This window comes from Spirosoma areae (assembly GCF_054781775.1).
In genome coordinates this window covers 179,095-201,277 of the sequence record NZ_BAAGTT010000036.1, presented here as the reverse complement: position 1 = coordinate 201,277, position 22,183 = coordinate 179,095, and the positions used below count along the sequence as shown (strand labels likewise).

Annotated in this window: 17 protein-coding genes; 7 read left to right on the top strand and 10 right to left on the bottom strand. The window is 53.3% G+C overall.

Translation table 11 applies throughout. The features are described from left to right. Window positions 1-20: 20 nt before the first annotated feature. Window positions 21-1,826, bottom strand: coding sequence for an acyl-CoA dehydrogenase (locus ACYVI1_RS21800; protein WP_460912928.1), 1,806 nt, complete (start codon window positions 1,824-1,826; stop codon window positions 21-23). Between the two features lie 154 nt (window positions 1,827-1,980). Between ACYVI1_RS21800 and ACYVI1_RS21795 the strand changes: the two genes are divergently transcribed. The 3 genes from ACYVI1_RS21795 (at window position 1,981) to ACYVI1_RS21785 (ending at window position 5,376) form a co-directional block, all read left to right on the top strand. Then, the gene (locus ACYVI1_RS21795; protein WP_460912927.1) at window positions 1,981-2,514 is read left to right on the top strand and encodes a DUF2911 domain-containing protein; all 534 of its coding nucleotides are present in this window, start codon (window positions 1,981-1,983) and stop codon (window positions 2,512-2,514) included. A 267-nt stretch (window positions 2,515-2,781) separates the two neighbouring features. Continuing rightward, on the top strand, window positions 2,782-3,645 hold the full coding sequence (locus ACYVI1_RS21790) for a hypothetical protein (protein ID WP_460912926.1): 864 nt from the start codon (window positions 2,782-2,784) through the stop codon (window positions 3,643-3,645). A gap of 75 nt (window positions 3,646-3,720) precedes the next feature. Next, the gene (locus ACYVI1_RS21785) at window positions 3,721-5,376 is read left to right on the top strand and encodes an SUMF1/EgtB/PvdO family nonheme iron enzyme (RefSeq protein WP_460912924.1); all 1,656 of its coding nucleotides are present in this window, start codon (window positions 3,721-3,723) and stop codon (window positions 5,374-5,376) included. A 20-nt stretch (window positions 5,377-5,396) separates the two neighbouring features. On the opposite strand, the gene ACYVI1_RS21780 is transcribed toward ACYVI1_RS21785, so the two are convergent. Then, window positions 5,397-6,302: an SDR family oxidoreductase gene (locus ACYVI1_RS21780; RefSeq protein WP_460912923.1), complete on the bottom strand. Its 906-nt coding sequence runs from the start codon at window positions 6,300-6,302 to the stop codon at window positions 5,397-5,399. A gap of 102 nt (window positions 6,303-6,404) precedes the next feature. Here ACYVI1_RS21780 and ACYVI1_RS21775 point away from each other — a divergent pair, with 102 nt between their 5' ends. Both ACYVI1_RS21775 and ACYVI1_RS21770 read left to right on the top strand, forming a co-directional pair. Continuing rightward, on the top strand, window positions 6,405-8,369 hold the full coding sequence (locus ACYVI1_RS21775) for a sialate O-acetylesterase (RefSeq protein ID WP_460912922.1): 1,965 nt from the start codon (window positions 6,405-6,407) through the stop codon (window positions 8,367-8,369). 94 nt (window positions 8,370-8,463) lie between these two features. Beyond that, window positions 8,464-9,132, top strand: a complete 669-nt coding sequence (locus ACYVI1_RS21770) for an SGNH/GDSL hydrolase family protein (RefSeq protein ID WP_460912921.1) — start codon at window positions 8,464-8,466, stop codon at window positions 9,130-9,132. Window positions 9,133-9,152: 20 nt separating this feature from the next. Here the strand turns inward: ACYVI1_RS21770 and ACYVI1_RS21765 are convergent, their stop codons facing one another. Then, window positions 9,153-9,926 (bottom strand): DUF2490 domain-containing protein, encoded by a 774-nt coding sequence (locus ACYVI1_RS21765; protein ID WP_460912920.1) that lies wholly within the window; start codon window positions 9,924-9,926, stop codon window positions 9,153-9,155. 75 nt (window positions 9,927-10,001) lie between these two features. Beyond that, on the bottom strand, window positions 10,002-12,158 hold the full coding sequence (locus tag ACYVI1_RS21760) for an outer membrane protein assembly factor BamB family protein (protein WP_460912919.1): 2,157 nt from the start codon (window positions 12,156-12,158) through the stop codon (window positions 10,002-10,004). Window positions 12,159-12,220: 62 nt separating this feature from the next. Between ACYVI1_RS21760 and ACYVI1_RS21755 the strand changes: the two genes are divergently transcribed. Further along, window positions 12,221-14,167, top strand: coding sequence for a KUP/HAK/KT family potassium transporter (locus tag ACYVI1_RS21755; protein ID WP_460912918.1), 1,947 nt, complete (start codon window positions 12,221-12,223; stop codon window positions 14,165-14,167). Window positions 14,168-14,225: 58 nt separating this feature from the next. Here ACYVI1_RS21755 and ACYVI1_RS21750 read toward each other — a convergent pair whose 3' ends face one another. From ACYVI1_RS21750 to asnS, 6 genes are all read right to left on the bottom strand, one after another. Further along, on the bottom strand, window positions 14,226-15,671 hold the full coding sequence (locus tag ACYVI1_RS21750) for a DEAD/DEAH box helicase (protein WP_460912917.1): 1,446 nt from the start codon (window positions 15,669-15,671) through the stop codon (window positions 14,226-14,228). Window positions 15,672-15,986: 315 nt separating this feature from the next. Further along, window positions 15,987-16,760: an SDR family NAD(P)-dependent oxidoreductase gene (locus ACYVI1_RS21745; RefSeq protein WP_460912916.1), complete on the bottom strand. Its 774-nt coding sequence runs from the start codon at window positions 16,758-16,760 to the stop codon at window positions 15,987-15,989. Between the two features lie 110 nt (window positions 16,761-16,870). Next, entirely contained in the window at window positions 16,871-17,686 is an 816-nt protein-coding gene (locus ACYVI1_RS21740) for a phytanoyl-CoA dioxygenase family protein (protein WP_460912915.1), read from the bottom strand. Window positions 17,687-18,121: 435 nt separating this feature from the next. Beyond that, on the bottom strand, window positions 18,122-18,790 hold the full coding sequence (locus ACYVI1_RS21735) for a phosphatase PAP2-related protein (RefSeq protein WP_460912914.1): 669 nt from the start codon (window positions 18,788-18,790) through the stop codon (window positions 18,122-18,124). A 64-nt stretch (window positions 18,791-18,854) separates the two neighbouring features. Beyond that, complete coding sequence (locus ACYVI1_RS21730) at window positions 18,855-19,937, bottom strand: complex I subunit 1/NuoH family protein (protein ID WP_460912913.1); 1,083 nt, start codon at window positions 19,935-19,937, stop codon at window positions 18,855-18,857. Between the two features lie 67 nt (window positions 19,938-20,004). Beyond that, window positions 20,005-21,489 carry an asparagine--tRNA ligase gene (asnS, locus tag ACYVI1_RS21725; RefSeq protein WP_460912912.1) on the bottom strand — a complete coding sequence of 495 codons (1,485 nt, stop codon included), beginning with the start codon at window positions 21,487-21,489 and terminating at the stop codon, window positions 20,005-20,007. A 183-nt stretch (window positions 21,490-21,672) separates the two neighbouring features. On the opposite strand from asnS, the gene ACYVI1_RS21720 reads away from it, so the two are divergent. After that, window positions 21,673-22,176, top strand: coding sequence for a SixA phosphatase family protein (locus tag ACYVI1_RS21720; RefSeq protein ID WP_460912911.1), 504 nt, complete (start codon window positions 21,673-21,675; stop codon window positions 22,174-22,176). The last annotated feature ends 7 nt before the right edge of the window (window positions 22,177-22,183 follow it).

Sequence of the window (22,183 nt, the reverse complement as noted above, 5' to 3'; positions counted from 1 at the left end):
CCGAAGTAGGTGTCATTCCCTTACAACGCCAGTTCCTTCTCCGACACAATCGTCAGCACTTCGGTGTCTTTGAGCCGCACGGCCAGCCCCAGCGTTTTCGGAACTTCGTAGTGGAAAAAGAATTTCATCGTGTGAACCTTGCCTTCATAAAACGCCAGATCATCGCCCTGTGGGTTTTGGGTCAGCAGCGTTTGCCGGGCCACAATGGCCTGCTTCAGCCACTGCCAGGCCACCACCACAATGCCGAACAACTCCAGAAAAAGCGTCGCGTCGGATAGGTAGCGTTCGATGTTGCCCTGCTGGGCGTGGGGCATCAGGCTCTGCAAAACCTCCTGCGTGCGCTTAATCTCGGCGGTTAGCTGGTCGGCATAGGGTTTCAGATCAGCGAAGGTGCCCGCTTCGGCGATGGTTTTGCCCATTTCGGCGAAGAGCAACTGCGGAGCCTTCCCGCCTTTGATGGTCATTTTGCGGCCCAGCAAGTCCTGCGCCTGAATGCCCGTTGTGCCTTCATAAATGGGCGTGATGCGAATGTCGCGGTAGAGCTGCTCCACCGGAAAATCTTCCGTAAACCCATACCCCCCAAACGTTTGCACACTTTGGCTCACCGACTGCACACCCATTTCAGACGGGTACGATTTGGCCACTGGCATCAGCAAATCGAGCAGCAGAAAGGCATTCTCTTTCGTTTCGCCTTCGGCTACCTGACTAATGTCGAAAAGACGGGCCGCTTCAATCAGCAACGACAGCGAACCTTCCGTTACGGATTTTTGAAACAGCAGCATCCGGCGCACATCGGGGTGGTTGATAATGGCCGTTTGCGGAGCATCTAACTGGTTTTTCTCGTTCAGACGCCGACTTTGCGGCCGTTCTTTAGCGTATTGCAGGGCTGCATAATAAGCGGCCGTAGCAATGGCCGCTGCCGTCATGCCGACCCCAATGCGGGCTTCGTTCATCATCTGGAACATGTAGGGGAGTCCCTGGTGCGGTTCGCCAACGATATAGCCAACGGTGTTGTCGTTCGACCCCATGGTGAGGTGCATGGCCGGGACGCCTTTCTGCCCCATTTTATGGTAAACGCCCGTTGAGGTTACGTCGTTATCGACAAAATTTCCCGCTTCATCTGTTCGGTATTTGGGCACCACAAACAGCGAAATGCCTTTTGTGCCTTTTGGGGCGCCATCAATGCGGGCCAGCATGAGGTGAATGATATTTTCGGCGGCATCATGGTCGCCCGCCGAAATAAACACCTTTTGGCCCTTGATTTTGTAGCTGCCGTCGGGTAGGGGCGTGGCGGAGGTCGTCACGTCGGAGAGCGACGAACCCGCCTGGGGTTCCGTCAGGGCCATGGTTCCCTGCCAGGTTCCGGCCAGCATATTAGGCACGTAGGTTTCGCTCAGTTCGGGCGTGCCAAAGGACGTGATGAGGTGAGCCGATCCAGATGTGAGGCCGGTGTACATCATCCCGTTATTGGCGGCCATCAGAATAAAGCCCACGCAGGCATTAATCATTTCGGGCAGTTGCTGACCGCCATGCTCAAACGAAAAGCCCGCCCCAATCAGACCCGCATCTCCCATAGCTTTTAAGTACTCTTTGACCTTCGGATGCACCGTCACCTGCCCGTTTTTGAGTTCGGGCTGGTTTTTATCGACCTCCTTCAGGTAGGGGTGCATGATCGTATCGGCAATGTAGGTGGCCGAGTCGAGCACGAGGTTGAACGTTTCGCGGTCGTGGGCGCTAAAGTATTCGTAGTTAGTCAGTTCCTCGGCTTTAAAGACTTCGTGCAGGAGAAAATGCAGGTTGCGTTTGCTGAAATAAGTTGTTGCCATACGGGCGATTCGGTTGGGGAAATAGTATGCTTACATACGGTTATCAGGCTAAAAATACTACCTTTTATCCTAAAGTTTATAAAGTGCTCAAAAAACTATCGTTTACTTTGCATCGTTAGTAATACGGTAATCAATCAAACCAACTTTTTAAAAAATGAAAAACATAGTTGCAGTAGCCGCTTTTCTGTTCGCAATGGTGTCATTGGTTCAGGCGCAGGATAACAAGCCGGTAGCAAGCCCGAAAATAACCGCCGTAAGCCCCGACAAATCCATTCAGGTCGTGTATGGTCAGCCCTCCAAAAAAGGCCGGGTCATCTTCGGAGCCGACGGATCAACCAGTCTGGAAAAATACGGTAAAGTCTGGCGCACGGGCGCTAACAATGCTACCGAGATTACCTTCAAAAACGACGTGATGTTTGGCGGTAAAATGGTAAAAGCCGGTACGTACACGCTGTTCACAATTCCGAACGAAAAAGAATGGAGTGTGATTCTGAATGGTACTTTGGGGCAGTGGGGAGCTTATGATTATGAGAAAACCAAATCCACCGATGTGGCTCAGGTGAAAGTGCCGGTTTCGATGAATAAAACGCCCATCGAAAAACTCGTCATTACCCCCGCCAACAGCAGCCTGACGATTGCCTGGGATAACATGACCGTTTCGGTGCCGGTGATGAAGCACGGCGGCTAAGCCAGTCGGTAACAATTTTCGCGCCTTCCGTCGTGACCCGATGCCAAAACCCAGTCTCCATAATAGGCTGGGTTTTGGTATGAATAAGCCAGCACCACTTGCCTTTTTGCTATCGTAAACCACGATCTGAGTAGACTTATAACGAAATCTCATTTAGCGTGTGTACCGATTGCTGGTTTTATTGACCGTTTATGAATTAATTTGCCGTAAGTAGTTAACAAACAAACGTTTATCACGTTATTTGCGTAAACACCTAACGAATGCCTGATGATGAAACGCTACCTGCTGTATGTACTGCTCGGCTTAGTCGTACTACCCGCCTGGGGTCAGGGTGTTACAGACTATTACCGGCTCCCCGAAAAAGGGCAACACTATAATCGACTGCTGACGCGGTATGGCGGTCCGGCAATTCAGAATCGCTGGTATGTCGCCCTCGATGGGTTCATCAGAACCGACCGTGCCCATCTCGATAATTCCTTCGACGGCCTCATCGAAAGCGATTTGGTTGGCAAAGCGGGCTGGGGCGCTGTTATCGGCTGGGCCTATCGGGAGCGGTGGGCTGTAGAAGCAGGCTATGCCCGGATGCCCATTCATACGCAGGTGTCGATTGGTAACACGCGTTCGCCATTGCAGTTTCGTTACGCCAACAATCGAAATTCATTCATGCTTCGTGGCAAACGACTCGTGTTGTCGACCAGTAAACCCTGGCTGCGGTCGGGGTTCTGGCTCAGCGGGGGTGCGTGGGTTGTGCCGAATAATGGTCAGCAGGAAGGCACGTTTTCGCTTTCCGGCACCCGCCGAAGCTATTGGGAAGCCGCCGAAAATTTTCAACTGACCAGCCGGACGCATATCAATAACCAACTGACCACTTTAGCCGAAGTTGGCGCCGAATACAACGTTCGGCTGGGTAGCGCGTTCGAACTGGGGGTTTCGGTCCGTAAATTCTGGGGACTCGGTAGTTCAATCACCACCGACCTGTCATACACGCCTACGCACACCCCCTCGCAACAGGCACAGTTGCAGGGAACGGGCAATGGCATGAGCTATGGACTAACTCTTCGGTACTCATTTGATATCCGGCGTAAGTTGCCCAATGTACTGGATGTGCAGGGCAAACAGCGCGTTCGGTAAGGGGTGCCACGCACCGCCATAGATTAACTCATGTAGTTGACCGTCAGGTAACGATTGGCTCTTCCATCCCGCCCTATGAAGCGTCTTCCTCTGCTGGGTTGGTTTCTGCTCTGTATAAACCTGGCAACTGCCCAACCCAACCGGGGGGTGAAACTGGCTGTTACCCACTCAACCGCCAATGGTAAACGAACGGCCCTGCTCATTGGTAATGCCGATTACCAGAATGCCGGATCTCTGCGAAACCCGCTCAATGATGTGAAGGCCATGACGGCTGCCCTGCGCGACCTGGGGTTTACGGTCGTGCCGTATGCCAACCTCAACCGGGAGAGTATGGAGCGGGCCATTAATGCCTGGGGTAAAACGTTACCAAACTACAGCGTGGCCCTGTTTTACTATGCCGGGCATGGAGCCGAAGTAGGGGGCGTAAACTATCTCTTCCCGACCGATGTCAATCCGCAAAATCAGGCACAGGTGAAATTTCAGGCACACCCTGTAGACCTGGTGATGGGCTGGATGGAAGAAGCCCGTGTGACAACCAACATTGTGCTGCTGGATGCCTGCCGTAATAATCCGTTTGGCCGCTCGTGGAGCCGTAGCCTGACCGATGGCGGATTGGCCAACATGACCGCGCCCACCGGCACATTTGTGGGCTTTGCGGCTTCGCCCGGCAGCACAGCCGCTGATGGCAACCGGGCGAACGGCCTTTATACCGAAGCTATTTTACGGACGATAAAGCAGCCCAACCTGACCATTGATCAGGTGTTTAACCGGGTAAATCAGTACGTGCGGCAGCAAAGCAACGGGGCGCAGGTGCCATTCAAGAACTCCTCACTGGAAGATGACTTCTACTTTAGCGTAATCGCAACTGCCACTAAACCCGAATCGGTGCAGGCTCCCTCGGCAGGAGTCACGACAAAAGTAACCCGAACCACACCGGCTAAGCCCCTATCGACCTTGCCTGCACCGGCTACCCGGAAATTTCTGGACTTACCGTTTGCCGACATGGCGTATGTGGCCGGAGGTAGTTTTTCGATGGGTACGGCCGACGCCGAAATTTCAGCCCTGGAAGATGAGTTACCGGTACATACCGTACAAATCAGTAGTTTCTGGCTGGGGAAATATGAGGTGACGCAGCAGCAGTGGGCATCGGTGATGGGAACTCACCCGGCTCATTTTAAAGGCTGCGATGATTGCCCGATTGAAAAAGTTTCCTGGAATGACGCTCAGGCGTTTCTGCAAAAACTAAATAAAAATACTGGTATGAAGTATCGCTTACCCACCGAAGCCGAGTGGGAGTTTGCCGCCCGCGAACGGGGGAAACCGGTACGATTTGGCAACGGGGAAGATACTTTACGGGCCAGTGAAGTGAATTTCGAGACATTTTCCAGCATTCAGCCCGGCTTTGTCATCGGGGGCATAAATCGGGAAAAGACGATGCCGGTTGGTAGCTTCAAGCCAAATGAGCTGGGCCTGTACGACATGAGTGGCAATGTTGAGGAGTTTTGCAGCGATTGGTATAACAAGGCCTATTACAAGATTAGCCCTGCAATTAACCCAAAAGGACCTGATCGGGCTGATAAGTGGGGTTGCGGGTCAGGTGGATGCCGGTCATCGCGGGGCGGCTCCTGGAAGGGATTGTATTATACCGTATCAACAACAACCCGGTCAACGGTCGACCCGGCCGTTCAGGACCTTTCCTGGGTTGGCTTCCGAATTGCTCATGACAACTGAGTCAGCAAATTGTCGTTTATCTACGGTATCCAGATTCCCCGATAGTCCATAGCAAACTGCCGGAACGTAAGCGGAGGGCGGTTGAGCAGTCGCTCGGTTTCGCGGGTAATTTTATCCGCTTTGCCCAGCTTCGACACCGTGTAGAGGGCTACCATAATCATCGTAAAACCCAGCGGCAAACGCTCTTTCTGCCACTTCTGCCAGATGAACCGCCCAATGGATGGATTTCGGTAGGTGATTTTACGGCCCAGTACCTCCGTCAGTATTTCCGCGATTTCAGTATACGTCAGGGCGTCGGAGCCGGTCAGTTCAAAGCCCCGGTTTACATAGGCATTTGTTTGGCTTGTCAGTGCCAGAGTAGCCACGGCGGCAATGTCGCGAACATCAACAAAGCTGGTGCGGCCCTGACCCGCCGGGATGAAAATCTCGCTGCGAAACCGAATTTCATCCTGGTGGGTTGTGCTCAGATTCTGCATGAAGAAACTGGGTCGCAGGAACGTAAACGGCAACCCAGATTCAACAAGGAGTTTTTCGATTTTATGATGGGGTGTTAGGGACGGTCCGATGTTTCGGCTGTCTTCTACGCCTTGTAACGACAAAAAAACGACCTGACGCACACCGGCCCGTTTCATGGCGTCGACGAAGGGTTTAATGAATTTATCCACATCGGCTATTTGGGGCGGGCGAACCAGCAACACCCGGCTAACCCCGCTTAGGGCCGCATCGAAGGTCGTTGCATCGGTAAAATCGAAGGCGACAATGCCCGTCGGCTGCACCGGCAACTTATGGAGTGCACCGTTTGGGTCGCGCAGTCCGGCAATTACCTCAACCTGTTCATGAATGGGGAGCATCATCAGGGCACGCAGCGTTTCGGCCCCAACATTACCGCTGGCTCCTGTTAGCAATATCCGTTCTGCATCTGCCATGAAAATTCTGGAATAAACTGAGGATAAAAGCTCTATTTTGCCTTTTATAAGAACTCGTTCGGTTTACGTTGCCTGAACGTTCTAACTAAATCGGGAATACGAATGAAAAGTTTGAAATGGGGTTTTCTCTGCCTGTTCGTTCTGGGTGTGCAGGCGGTCTTTGCCGATGTGCGCCTGCCGAAGGTGTTTGGGTCGCATATGGTTATTCAGCGCCGGAAACCCGTGCCCGTTTGGGGGTGGGCCGATGCGAATGAAAAAGTAACCGTCACGCTGAATAACCAGGTCAAAACCAGTAAAGCAGGCAAAGACGGGAAGTGGCGGGTTACCCTCGACCCGATGGAAGCGGGCGGGCCGTACCAGATGGTTGTGCAGGGGAAGAAAAACACGATCACGTTTGAGGACGTGCTGGCGGGTGAGGTGTGGATTTGCTCCGGTCAGTCGAATATGGAATGGCAACTCCGGTCAGCCAACAACGCTACGGCCGAAATTGCGGCTGCCAATTACCCCACCATCCGGCAGTTGCTGGTTCAGAAAGCCATGAGTCTCACGCCCAAAGATGATATGGAAGGCGACTGGAGTGTGTGCAGCCCTACAACGGCGCCGGGCTTCACGGCGGTCGGGTATTTTTTCGCCCGGCAACTCCAGCACGAACTGAACGTACCCATTGGGCTGATAAACACCTCATGGGGTGGAACGCACTCCGAAACCTGGACCAGCCGGGAAGCCCTGAACCAGAACGATGAACTAAAAACAGCGGTGAGCACAATACCCGCCACGTATGAAGATGTGATTAAAAACGGCGCCGAACGCACGCGCGCACTGATTCAGGCGCAACAGGGGGGCTTGCCAACGGCGGCAGAAACACGTTCCTGGCCAGACCCGGCATTCAATACCAGCCAGTGGAAAACCATGAACGGGCTGGGCGACTGGGAGTGGAAAGGGCTGCCGACGCTGGATGGGGTGGTCTGGTTTCGGCGCGAGGTGATGATTCCTGAAGGCAGTGATCCTAAAAAAATGACCCTCCATTTCGGATCAATCGACGACGACGATTCAACCTACGTGAATGGGCAGTTGGTAGGCAGCACAATTGGCCTTAAACCCAGAGCTTACGCGCTGCCAGATGGATTGGTAAAACCGGGTCGAAACACAATTGTCGTGCGGGTGCAGGACAATGGGGGCGCGGGCGGACTGATGGGCGAGCCGGAGCACTATCGGCTGTCGGGCGGAAGTCTTACTATTCCGTTAGTGGGTGAGTGGCAGTATCGGGTGGCGTCGGTAAATGAGTCGTCGTATAAACCCGGCCCCAACACCTACGCTACCCAACTGTTCAATGCCATGCTGAATCCTTTGATTCCGTATGCCATCGAAGGCGCCATCTGGTATCAGGGCGAGTCGAACGCCGGACGAGCCTACCAATACCGGAAAGCCTTTCCGCTGATGATTCAGGACTGGCGGCAACACTGGGGGCAGGAGTTCCCGTTTCTGTTTGTGCAGTTGGCCAACTATAATGCGTCCAACGGCAACAGTCGGCGGGGGAGCCCCTGGGCCGAATTGCGCGAAGCCCAAACCATGACCCTTCAACTGCCCAATACCGGTATGGCCGTAACGTCGGATATTGGCGAACCCACGGATATTCACCCAAAAAACAAACAGGATGTGGGCAAACGCTTAGCTGCCGAAGCCCTGCGGGTGGCGTATCCGAAGCCGGAGGGTAGTGGCGATGTGTCGCGTGGCCCCATGTTCGATAAACTAACGGTCGAGGGAAAGCGGGTTACGCTAACGTTTCGCAACGTGGGCGACGGGCTGCTGGTGAACGATCGGTATGGCTACGTGAAAGGATTTGAAGTAGCGGGAGCCGACCAGAAATTCTATTATGCAAAGGCCGAGATGCAGGGGAATGCCGTTGTTGTGGCGTCGGATTCGGTAGCGGCCCCGGTAGCGGTGCGTTACGGCTGGGCCGACGATAACGGCGACGTGAATCTCTACAACCGGGCGGGTTTTCCGGCGGTGCCTTTCCGTACCGATAGCTGGAAAGGGTTTACCGAAGCCGCTAAATTTGGGCAATAGTTGACAAGGTGTTGCCCTAACGTATAGGTAACACCTCTGCAAGCCAATTGGGGCGTCAATAAGTAACGCCCAACCTCTTCCTGCTTTAGTCGGTATGACGCTACTCTCCCGACTTCTGTCTTGCCTGTTTATCGCTGGTTTGCTCGCCATGAGTGCGGCCAAACCCACTCGCGTTGTCTTTTTTGGCGATTCCATTACCCAGGCCGGGGTTAATCCCGGTGGCTACATCGACCGGCTGAAAAAACTAATGCCCGCCGACCAGTTTGAATTCATAGGGGCGGGTATCGGCGGGAACAAAATCTACGACCTGTTTCTGCGGATGGACGATGATGTGCTGGCCAAACAGCCCGATGTGGTGGTCATTTGGGTGGGCGTGAATGATGTCTGGCACAAAGCTACGTCGGGCACAGGTACCGACCCCGACAAGTTCGTGAAGTTCTACGAAGCTGTCGTGAAGAAACTCAAAGCGGCCAATATGCGCGTTGTACTCTGCACCCCGGCGGCCATCGGCGAGAAAACCGACATGACCAACCAGCAGGATGGCGACCTGAATCAGTACAGTCAGTTTATTCGTGACCTCGCTAAACGGCAGGAACTGCCGCTGGTTGACCTGCGTAAGGCATTTCAGGAGTACGACCTCAAAAATAATCCTGACAACAAAGACCGGGGCATTCTCACCACCGACCGCGTTCACCTCAACGAGGCTGGCAATCAGTTTGTGGCCGAGCAAATGCAAAAAGCGCTGATGGAAGGCGGAAAGTAACGGGTTAGCCGGGCCATCGTTTACCGACCGCTAAAATCAAGGTCATAGTTCACGTTGAACCGAAACCCGTTGTTCAACTCAAAAACGGGTTTGCCCGTTATCGGGTCAGCATCAGCGTGTTGCAGGATTTGATTGAGGTAGTTGAGTTCCAGTTTAAGGTCGCGCCGAATCTGGTAGCCCACCCCGCCCGACAGCCTGTTTTGGTTAAAGACATTGTTGCCAACGTTTCGGCCAAAGCCAATAAATACTTCATCGAAAAAGTTGACGTACCATTCGCCGTCGTCAACCGACGGGCCGTTGAGCGGTATTTTGCCTGCTAACTGGTACCGTATCCGGTTCTGGTATTCCCAGCCTTCAATTTGGCGCGGGTTGGCATCGGTACCCTGGCCGAGCCACCGCTGCTCAAGCCGGATGCGCTGCGTTAAGGCCAGGATTCCAAACTGGTCGCTAAGTTGACTATCTACATGCAAGCGGTTTTCTATGGTTGGTACGCCTGCATCGGCAACGGGATAATCGCCATAGGGAAATGTCGTGAAAAACGTATAGCCACCACCCAGTTTCACCCGGTCACTCAGTTTATACGTCAGGCCAACCCGCGCCAATGACTGTTGCCAGCAGCGAATCAGTTCAACCCGGCGCCACTGGTATTCAGTGTGCAACTCCCATCGTTCGGTCAGTTTATGGTCGCCGTTGTACGTAAACCACCCAATGGCGTTTCGGTCGATAACGCGATTTTGCTGACTCCATCCGGCAGTCGGGAGTAAAACAATCAGGAAGGCTAAGCGGACGATCATTGAGGAAACAGCGAGTAGTCACCCATAACACGATGGGTCATTCATTCGTTTAAAATCAGTATTGGCTGGTCGGCTCTACGGCAGTGCGAAAGCTACATACTGGTTTCCTTTTTTTGCGCCCAGTTTGGCCCCGCCACAGGCAATTACCACATATTGTTTTTCCCCAATCTGATAGGTTGCCGGGGTAGCGAAACCAGCGGCTGGCAAGGCTGTTTCCCAAAGCAGTTTGCCGGTTTTCCGGTCGAAAGCCCGGAATTTCTCATCTTTCGTGGCAGCAATAAACAGCAGGCCGCTGGCCGTTACCACCGGGCCACCGTAGTTTTCGGTACCCGTGTTGCGAATTCCTTTTTTCACTAACTCGGGTTCTTCGCCGAGCGGTATTTTCCAGAGGTATTCACCCGTATTGAGGTCGATGGCGTTGAGCGTTCCCCAGGGTGGCGCAATGCCCGACATGCCCTTGCTGTCGGTGAACTTCGTGTAACCTGAAATCTTGTACGGCACAGCCGGTTTTCGGACGCCACTGGCAACCGGTCTGGCGGGTGCAACGGCCTCAATCTTTTCATCATCAAACAGGAAGCCTACTAAAGCCACTTTCTCGGAAGCCGACAACTGGGTGAAGCCCGGCATCATGCCTTTGCCCTGACTGATGATCTTGTTTACATAATCCCGGTCGCGCCGTTTGCCAATGTTTACCAACGAGGGAAAGCCACTGGCGGCACTGCCTTTACGTTCGGGGCCATGGCAGTTGGAACAGTTGACGGTGTAGAGCCGGTTGCCGAGGGTGAGGTGTGCCAGTGCATCCTGCTTCGGGACATCGTTCAGGGCGATGAGCCAGGCGGCTTCGCTGGAGTTGACATACATGATTCCGTCAGGGTCCGTGGCGGCACCACCCCACTCCGCCCCGCCATCGAGACCGGGGAAAATGAACGTACCCTGCCGGCTCAGCGGCTGAAACGTACCCCGGCGACTGCGCCGAAACTGGGCCAGCAGGGTATCGCGTTCAGTTGAATGCGGGTTTAAATCGGCTTCTTCGAAATTCTGCCGGGCAAACGGAGCCGGTCGGGTAGGAAAAGGCTGCGTTGGCCAGCTCACTTCGCCGGGCACGTCAGATTTGGGCACGGGTGTTTCAACAATAGGAAAGAGGGGTTTGCCCGATACCCGGTCGAACACAAACACATGCCCCGACTTGGTTACCTGCGCCACCGCGTCTATCCGTCGGGGCCGACCGTCGGGGCCGTTGTTCGTTACGGTCAGCAGGTTGGGCGGAGCCGGAAAGTCGCGATCCCAGATGTCGTGGTGAACGGCCTGAAAATGCCAGAGCCGTTTTCCGGTGCGGGCATCGAGGGCCAGCAGGCAATTGGCAAACAGGTTCTGCCCGTTTCGGTTACCGCCGTAAAAATCAAAAGCCGCCGAACCGGTTGGTACGTAGAGGATGCCCCGTGGACGGTCAACGGCCATACCCGACCAGTTATTGGCCCCGCCAACGTCCGTATTTTTATAGGTAGCCGTTGGCCACGTATCGTAGCCGTATTCGCCGGGTTGCGGAATGGTATGGAAGGTCCAGACGAGTTTGCCCGTGCGGACATTGAACGCACGCACATGACCCGGCGCGGCATCGGCCCCTTCCGACAGGCGAACGGGCATGATAATGAGGTCTTCAAAGATGGTGCCGGGCGTGTTGGAGATAACAAATTTGTCTTTCGCCTGCTCGCCTAAGCCCTCGTGCAGATCAATGTGCCCCGCTTGCCCAAAACTAAGAATCGGTTTTCCCGTTTTAGCATCCAGCGCATACAGCAGCGACCCGACAGTGCAAAGAATACGCGCTTCCCGATCCGTACTGGGGGATGGGCTCCAGTACGTAACGCCCCGGCTGGTGCTGAGCCGGGAATCAGTGGGGTTGCCAAATTTCCAAAGCTCTTTGCCCGTAGCCGCATCGAGGGCAAAAACCTGTACGGTGGGCGTCACACCATACAGCACGCCCTCTATGATAATCGGGTTGGCCTGAATCTGACCGCTGTCGGGCGCAGCATACGTCCAGGCGATTTGTAGGTTCGTAACGTTTTGGGGGGTAATCTGGGTGAGGGCCGAAAAATGACTACGGTCGGGGCCGCCGAGGTATTCGCCCCAGTTGGTGTAGTCGTTGGGGTTGGTATCGGTTGGGTTTTGGCGAAATTGAGACCAGCCAAAGGCCAGCGTAAACAGAATGCTGAGCGGCAAAAGCAATCGTTTCATGGAAGAGTTAAGGAAAAGAGAGAGAAAAGTAAGTAATTCAGGTCAAAATTCAGTCATTACCTGTGTCTGCTCATAAAAATTCCATTGACCAGCTAAGTTCCGCCGGATTACTCATTGCCATTGGTATTGTGTTTGGCGATATCGGCACCAGTCCGCTTTATACGTACCGGGCCATTATTGAAGAACGACCCATCAACGAGATACTCGCCCTGGGGGGAGCCTCCTGCGTGTTCTGGACGCTCACCTTTCAAACCACCATCAAATACGTTCTGCTCACCCTGCGGGCCGATAACAATGGCGAAGGGGGTATTTTCTCGCTCTATACGCTCATCCGCCGGTATGCCCGCTGGCTGCTTATCCCGGCCATCGCGGGCGGCAGTTTTTTAATCGCCGACAGTATCATCACCCCACCAATTTCGGTGAGTTCGGCCATCGAGGGCTTATTGCCACGTTATCCTGATCTGCCCGTTATTCCGATTGTGCTGGCTATTCTGTTTCTGCTTTTTGCCGTGCAACAGGCGGGTACGAAGGTAATTGGTAAAGCGTTTGGGCCAATCATGGTTGTCTGGTTTACCGTTATCGGCCTATTGGGTGGGTATGCAGTGGCGCAAAATCCGGGCGTGTTTCGCGCGCTGAATCCGTACTACGGCTACCGGATGCTAACCGAGTATCCCGAAGGGTTCTGGCTGCTGGGTGGGGTGTTTCTGTGCTCGACGGGTGCCGAAGCGCTCTACTCCGACATGGGTCACTGTGGCCGGCGTAATATTCAGATTGCCTGGGCCTACGTTAAAATTTGCTTAGTTCTGAATTACTTAGGGCAGTCTGCCTGGTTGCTGGACCATCTTGGCGAACGACTGGAACAGAGTCCGTTTTTTGGCTTGGTCCCACCAAATCTGCTGTTACCCGCCATTGGTCTTGCTACGATGGCCACCATCATTGCCAGTCAGGCGCTCATCAGCGGCACGTTTACCCTCGTCGGCGAAGCATTCCGGCTAACCCTGCTGCCGAAACTGCGGATTATTTTTCCGTCGGAAATACGCGGGCAAGTATACATTCCGGCAGCTAACTGGCTGCTGATGGCCGGTTGTTTCATTGTGGTGCTGTACTTCCGCGAGTCGAAAAATATGGAAGCTGCTTTCGGATTGTCGGTTAACCTCACCATGCTCATGACGACAGTACTGCTGGCGTATTATCTCTACAGCCGCCGGGTGCCGGTGGTTGCCGTCCTGTTTCTTCTTGTCGTGTACCTGTCCATCGAAGGGGCGTTTTTAGTGGCTAATCTACGCAAGTTTGCCAACGGAGGCTGGATAAGCATGGCGCTTGGCCTCACCATCATGAGTATTATGGCGATCTGGTATGCGGGAAGTCAGATCAAACGACGGCTGACAACGTATTTACAACTGCCTGATTACCTTCCTGTTCTACAAGCGCTCAGCAACGATATGGATGTGGCAAAATACGCGACGAACTTAGTTTTTCTGACGGCTTCTGACCGGACATCGAAGATAGAAGAACACATCATCACGTCGATTATCGAGCGGCAGCCCAAGCGGGCCGACCTCTACTGGTTCGTTCATGTGGAATTGGTCGATGAACCGTACACAATGGCGTATTCGGTCGATATACTCCAGCCCGAAGACGTTGTTTGGGTGACGTTCAGGCTTGGCTTCCGGGTGCAGCCCCGGCTGAATTTACTCTTCAGAAAAGTCGTGGAAGAGATGGTGGCCAATAAGGAGGTCACTATCGAAAGCCGCTACAAGTCGTTGCGGGAGCAGAAGGTGGCGGGAGATTTCAAATTCATCGTTATCAACCGCTTTCTATCGTATGAAAACGAACTGTCGAGTTTCGATGAATTTGTTTTGAATGCGTATTTCTTCCTGAAAAAGTTTAGCCTGGCCGACATAGCCGCGTATGGGTTAGACCATCAGAACGTTGAAGTCGAGCAGGTGCCGCTGATTGTCAATAGCCCCGACACGATCAAACTGGAACGATTGGGTTCAAAAACTTAACAAAACACCGGCATTTAACGCCAAACAGCCCCGGATTTCGTCCGGGGCTGTTTGGTTTTTAATAATTCTTATCCGAACCGGAACCACTGAACCGACTATTACCGGTCCCCCGGCTGGGTCGTTCAGGGCGATTGGTATCCCGGCCTGGACTGGTGTTGCCACCCTCCCGACGGAAGGGCGATGGGTTGCTGCGTGGCTGACCACCCCTGGGCGATGAGTCGGTCTGACGGCTGTTTGTCGTGCCACTACTCCGGAACGACCCCTGACTGGACGACCCATTTGGGCGACCACCATTTCGGTTGCCGCCATTGCGACCCTGTCCCTGGCGTTGGGCCGGAGCGGGGGAAATGGCTGCGGTGGCAATGTCGAGCACATACGGGTGATCTTCAATGACCGGAACGCGCTTACCAATCAATTTGTGAATATCCCGTAGAAAATCAGTTTCTTCGGCATCGCAAAACGACAGCGCAATTCCATCGTGACCAGCCCGGCCCGTCCGCCCGATGCGGTGAACATACGTTTCGGGAATGTTCGGGAGTTCGTAGTTGATAACGTGCGAAAGTTCATCGACATCAATCCCCCGTGCGGCAATATCGGTAGCCACAAGCACGCGTGTTTCGCGGGTTTTGAAATTCGACAGCGCGCGCTGGCGGGCATTCTGCGACTTGTTGCCATGGATGGCTTCGGCGCCAATGCCTGCTTTCAGCAGGTCTTTCACCACCTTGTCGGCACCGTGCTTGGTGCGGGCAAACACTAAAGCGGATTTGATTTTGGTGTCGTTCAGGATGTGGACCAGCAGTTTACGCTTGTCGTCGCGACCCACAAAATACATGGCCTGCTGAATCGTATCGGCAGTAGATGAAACGGGCGTTACTTCAACTTTGGCTGGATTATGTAAAATCGTATCAGCGAGTTTCGCCACGTCGGGCGGCATCGTCGCCGAGAAAAACAGCGTTTGCCGACGTTCGGGCAACTTGGCAATGACTTTTTTAACGTCGTGAATAAAGCCCATGTCGAGCATTCGGTCGGCTTCGTCGAGCACAAAAAACTGCACATCGTGAAGTGACACAAATCGCTGATTCATTAAATCGAGCAGACGACCGGGTGTGGCAATGAGCACATCGACACCGGCTTTAAGCGCATTGACCTGCGAATGCTGCGAAACACCGCCAAAAATAACGGTATGGCGCAGGGGCAGATGGCGACCGTAGGCCCCGAAACTTTCGGCAATCTGGATAGCTAATTCGCGTGTGGGGGTCAGTACCAGTGTTTTAATGCGTCGGGGACCGCTCGGATTTTTGCTGCGCTCGTCGGCCAGCAGTTGCAGGATTGGAATAGCGAAAGCGGCTGTTTTACCAGTGCCGGTCTGGGCGCAACCCAGCAAATCCCGGCGGCTCAACAAAATCGGTATGGCTTGTTCCTGGATGGGGGTTGGGGTGGTGTATCCTTCTTCGGCAACGGCCTTCAGGATAGGGTCAATTAATGATAAATCGGAAAATTGCATGTGTTGGCTGGACGTCGGCAGGCAGTGGAATAGGGTATAAAGTTTGGTCCAGCATCCAACGTCTTTGTAAAGTTATATATGTACAACCACAGCAGTACAAATAAAGTGCCAACTATTAGCGGAATACAATTTATAATTAAGCCCCCAGCCCCCTGAAGGGGACTTTGCTCATCTGCGGACAAAGCTTTTTGCATGGGGTTGGGGATAAAAACCAGCGCTTTTCCAAAATGGGTTCTTTGGCTTCTAAACTGCTGCGATTAGCGGCAGTGACTTGGCAGAATCAATAGAAGCCAAACAAACTAAATTAGGTGAATTTCACTCGTAAATACTGCCGGCGGTTTGCTCCACCAGCCCTTTGGGCAGCAGCCACGCCATGAGTTTCCCCGCTTTGTTTAACAGGCCCGTGACAACTTCGGTTTTCCCGGACAGTGTGGCCTCAACGGCTTGTTTGGCAACGTCGTCGGGTGTCATGTTTACCTTCTCGGCGGCTTTGCGGCCTTTCTCGCCAATCTGCGCCCGGTCAACGAAGTTGGTATCGGTGGCGCCGGGGCAAACGCAGGTGACCGAAACCGGCGAGCGTTTTAGCTCCTGATGCAGCCCCCGGCTAAACTGAAGTACGAAGGATTTGGAGGCCGCATACAGACTTAAACCCGGTACTGCCTGATAGGCCGCCGAACTGCCAATGTTGAGAATGTAGGCTTTGGCTTGTTGCCGAAGCTGCGGCAGGAACAGGTAGGTCAGTTCGATAAGGGCCGTCATGTTCACCTGCATCATGGCGGTATGTTCGGCCAGATCATGTTTCTCAAAAGGCCCACTTAACCCATAGCCTGCGTTATTCACCAGGAGCTGAACGGTATATTGTTTTTGCGTGCACCAGTCCAGAACTTGCTGAGCCGCTCCGGCTTCGGCTAAATCAATCGCCAGAAAATCAGTCTTGATCCCATGGTCAGCCGCCAATTGCTTCGCGGCCTGTTCTAAAACTGACCCCGACCGGGCTACCAGCAGCAGATCGAATTTTCGGCGGGCCAGTTCGCGGGCGATGGCCAGACCAATGCCCCGGCTGGCTCCTGTAATGAGGGCGTAGGCCATGAAGTAGCTAAGTTTGTAAGTGGTAAGTTCGTACGTAATAAGTGGCTGACGCGTCAATAACAATTTGCGTCAGCCACTTATTACGTACGAACTTACCACTTACTACTATTTTAAATATTGACTTTGGAGATGAAGCGGAGGTAGAATGGTGTTTTGCTGTTTTCGTGCTTGGGCATGTATTTGCCCGTGACGACCGGCACGTACATCACCCGCCGACGGCTGGCTTCACCCACAAAAGGCGACTGCTGCGCCCGATGCCAGAGCCGACCGTCGTGAACCGATAAATCGCCTGCGTTCATGTCGAAGCCAATTTCGTGTTTATCGGGTTCATTATCGACGAAATACTTTTTGCGGAACATCATGCCCAGCAGGCCCTGCTTGTGGGTGCCGGGAATAACGCGCAACCCTCCGTTCTCGTAGGGTGTCGGGTTGAGGTGAATGCCCACATTAAGCATTGGCATGATACGCTGGCCCAGAAACAGGTCGCGCGGGCTATCGGTATGCCAGCCCATCTGCGAAAATTTACTGTTAGGCGTGCGGATGTAATGGTTGAGAATAAGCCCGTCTTTTTCAATGTCGCCAATGCGCCCTTCGTAGGGCTGGAGCAGGTCAACAATAGTCTGAAGGCGGGGGTCCTGCAAAAATTCGTGGAGGACAGTGCTGTGCTGCGACAGAAAGCACATCCGCTGAATCATGGGGTTTCCGGAATCATCCTGACCAAATTTCAGGGGCACACCATTGACTTTATCCCGGCCATCGGCCAGCCACTCTTTTTCGATTCGGTCAACTTCACTAATGAATAGTTTGACTGTTTCTGGGTTGATGAAGTTACGGAAAACGATAACGCCATTTTTGTTGAAGAACTGACGTTGTTCGGGGGTAATGGTTTCGCCCAGCGTATAGGGCGGCAAGTCTATTTTGCTCATATCGGTGGTTTACAATTCGGAAGTTCCGTCGTTGATGCCAACCAGCAACCGCGCTCTGACCGACGGGCGCAGGTTTCACGGTTTATTAATGGCTCAAATCTACGAAATTTACAATTTTAGGATTACTTTACGGCAATTTAATTAATGCGAATTTTATTAGCGGCTGTTCCGGTTGCGGTGGCTGATTTACTTGATAACAGGTCGATTTTGCTGTTAATCAGTCATTTAATAGATAAACGAATCGCTCTCTGACCCCATCTAACGGTAGAATATGTTCACCGTAGTTTGCACTTAAGTTGTAAGTAAAAACCTGAAATACCCTAATTCTACCCGTAGTGGACCGCTCTATTGAAACGGATGGACTGGCTGGTCAGCCAGCCAGTCCATCCGTTCTGGTTTATTCGCTGCGGATCTATCAGCCATACATCGGCTGACTCATTCCAGTTCCCGTTGGATATTGTTCCAGCCGCTGAGTGCAATTTTTTTGCCGAGCCAATAGAGCGGGTAGGTAAAGACAAATGCCCCCAGCACATCGACTGTGTAATGAACGTGCTGCACCAGTAGTAATCCTCCGACAATCAGCGAACCCAAAAAAGCAAACAGGCGGTCCCACCAGCGACGCAGGCACAGGAACATCAGAAAAATAGACGACGTATGCCCTGAGTAGAACAAGTCTTTGGTAATGAAGGTATTGCCATAGAAGGCGTTACTGAGGGGGTCGATGAGGGGAATCAGCCCAGGGGGTGGGTCGAGCGGCACAAGGTTAATGCTCAGCATCCGCGACAGGCTGACGAGGATATACCCATACATAAACATCATAAAAACGGCAGGCCCGCGCCGGGCACGGATAATCAGGAGCAGCGCCGTAGTCCAGAGCGCTACAAAAATCCAGAGCGACACATTTTGCGGAGGGAGTTGATCCAGCACCCAGTCGTTCAGCACGGGGCCGGAATGCTGCTCGATGGTCTGAAAAAACCAGGGAAACGTGAACAGCAGCGCCAGGGTGCCGAGTAGGCCGATAAAGAATTTCCAGCGAAACACCGGCGATTGCCAGGCGACCTGCCAGACCAAATCGCCCGTTGGATTAGGAGTGAGGATAGACATTGAGGAGGCTAAAAGACCGCAAAGTTACGAAGGGGCTTTTAAATGAGCCAAGACTATTTCAAGCTCACACCATCAGCAATCGCCAGATTCCTGAAATCAGCAGGAGCAGCAAACCGGCTGGGGTCAGCACTTTCCAGCACAGGTGCATCATCTGGTCAACCCGAATGCGGGGCAATGTCCAGCGCACCCACATTTGCAGTAGTACGGCCAAAAATACTTTCGACAACAGCCAGAACCCACCCGTCAGATGCCCCCAGATGGTGCCGGGGGCGCCACTCGTCCAGTCGGCAAGCCGGACGGGACCGAGGTTGGGCAGGGGCGTGTTCCAACTGCCCAGAAACAACACCGCGCCCAGGAACGACACCAGCAGCATCATGGCGTATTCGGAGAGGTAGATCAGAGCGAACCGCATTCCGGAATATTCGGTATGAAAACCGCCAACGATTTCGGATTCGCCTTCGGGCAGATCGAAGGGCGCTCGGTTGCTTTCGGCCAGGGTGCAGATGAAAAAGATGACGTAAGCAATCAGCAGAAACGGATTGCGGAAAATATTCCAGGAAAAGATGCCCCCCCAGGTTGTTACGTCGATACCCAACGCTTTCAGGCCAAACAGGTAATTGGTTTCGGGAGAGAAAATGCCCTGCTGGAAACTGATCGCCTGCAAGTTGAGGGTCTGGCAAATCATCACCACGCACAAAATCGTCAGCCCAAGCGGAATTTCGTAAGAAATAATCTGCGCCACCGACCGCATGGCGCCAAACAGCGAATATTTGTTGTTCGACCCCCAGCCCGCCATCAGAATCCCAACTACGTCGAAGGAGACAATGGCCATGAGGTAGAATACACCGACAGCCGCGTTCGATCCCTGCAAATCGGGGGTGAGGGGCAGCACGGCGAAGCCCGCAAACACCGAGACAAAAATGACCGCTGGAGCCAGCAAAAACAGGGTACGGTCGGCAGCAGTGGGTACAATGTCCTCTTTCTGAAGCAGTTTCAGCAAATCGGCGAAGAGTTGGAGCAATCCCCATTTACCCGTTTCCATTGGCCCAAGCCGGTCCTGCATAAACGCCGACACCTTGCGTTCGGTGTAAACGCCCACAACCACGAAGCCGGAAGCCAAAGCCAGGAAGATGGGTAAAGCGAGCATAATGTGAATGATGAATGAAGAATGATAAATGATGACAGGCAAAATAATTCATCATTCATCATTCCTGTTAAAATTCCGCCGTTTTCGGTGCTCTTGGAAATGGAATGACGTCGCGGATGTTGCCCATGCCCGTTACGAACAGCACAAGTCGCTCAAAGCCCAGACCAAAACCCGCGTGCGGAGCCGACCCAAACCGGCGCGTGTCTAAATACCACCACAGGGCCTCCGGTTCAATGCCAACTTCCTGCATCCGGGCGGTGAGTTTGTCCAAATCGTCTTCGCGCTGCGAACCGCCAATGATTTCGCCAATGCCGGGGAACAAAACGTCCATTGCCCGGACGGTTGAGCCGAAAACCTCACCACGGGAATTGATAGCGGGTGCATCGTCCTGCTTCATGTAGAACGCCTTGATGTCGCGGGGGTAATTGGTCAGAATCACCGGTTTTTTGAAGTGCTTCTCGACTAAATACCGCTCGTGCTCCGACTGCAAATCGACACCCCAACTGACTTCGTACTGGAACTGTCCTTTTCTGGCCGGTTTCGAGTTCACCAGAATGTCAATAGCGTCGGTGTAGGTGAGCCGGACAAACTCGTTGCTGATGACGAACTGAAGCTTTTCGAGCAAACTCAGTTCGCTTTGTTCTTCTTTCTTTTTTGTCCTCTCTTCTTCCTTCAGCCGATTGTCCAGAAACGCCAGGTCATCGGCGCAGTGTTGCAGAGCGTACCGGATGACGGTTTTTACGAAATCTTCGGCCAGATTCATGTTGTCTTCCAACTCGTAGAAGGCCATTTCCGGCTCAATCATCCAGAATTCGGCGAGATGGCGTGTCGTGTTGGAGTTTTCGGCACGGAAGGTTGGCCCGAAGGTATAAATCTTGCCCAGTGCCAATGCACCCAGTTCGCCTTCCAACTGCCCCGACACGGTCAGGTTCGTTTCCTTGCCAAAGAAATCCTGGCTGTAATCGACTTTGCCTTCGTCGGTCAGGGGTGGTTTGGTGGCAGAGAGCGTCGTAACGCGAAACATTTCGCCCGCCCCTTCGGCATCCGATGCCGTGATGATGGGCGTGTTTAAGTAATAAAAGCCGTTGTCGTTAAAGTACTTATGGACGGCAAAGGCCAGCGCGTGCCGAATCCTCAGAATCGCGCTGAAAGTATTGGTGCGCGGGCGCAGGTGGGCTATCTCGCGCAGAAACTCCAGCGAGTGCCGCTTGGGTTGCAATGGGTATTTGTCGGGGTCGGCGGGACCGTAAATGACTACATCGGTGAGTTTCACTTCAACGGCCTGCCCGGCTCCCTGCGATTCGACCAACTGACCCGTAACGGCCAGACACGCGCCTGTCGTGATCAGCTTCAGGGTTTCGTCGGGGAGTTGACCGGCTTCGGCAACGGCCTGGATATTATTGATGGTTGAGCCATCATTAAGGGCAATAAAAATGGCGTTTTTGCTTTCGCGCTTGGTGCGGACCCAGCCCTTCACGGTCACGGTGGTGCCAACGGGCGAATCCACGCCGGGCCTGGTTTTTAATAGCTGCTGAATGGATTGATAACTCATACTGAATCGACGACCGAATAATGGTTCTGCCCGCAAAAGTACGGATTGTCCCGCGAAAGGCTGATAGCCAATTTTTATCTTTAAAAACGGGTATGTACCAACCGGCACCTTATTTTTGTTTCAGGTTCCAGGTTTCGCAGGGCAAACCGAGAATCTGGAACCCGAAACCTGAAACGATAAATTATGTCCATTACCCTCTACATCGTTCGTCATGCCAAAGCCGAAGACCGGGCCTTGTTTATGGTTGACCACGACCGCCAACTCACACCCGACGGCATTATTGCATCTGCCCGAATGGGTCGCTATCTGCATCAGAAAGCTATTTTACCTGATGCCATCATGAGCAGCACCGCTCCGCGTGCCAAAGACACGGCGAAGGTAATTGCCGAACAAATCGGCTTTGACTTAGCACAGATTCGGTTAGACGACCGGCTGTTCGATGGTGGACCGAAAGCCTACCTGGCCGCGATCAACGCCCTGCCTGAGACCACGCAAACGGCAATGATTGTGGGGCATAACCCCGATGTGTCGTACTTAGCCGAGTTTCTGACGCACGAAACCATCGGGTCGATGAGCAAAGGGGCCGTGGTAGCCGTAACGTTTGAGAACCTAACCTGGGCGCAGGTTTCGGGCCGAACGGGCAACCTATCGTTTCAGATTGGACCGAAACAGATTTTTAATGAATAATGTAGAA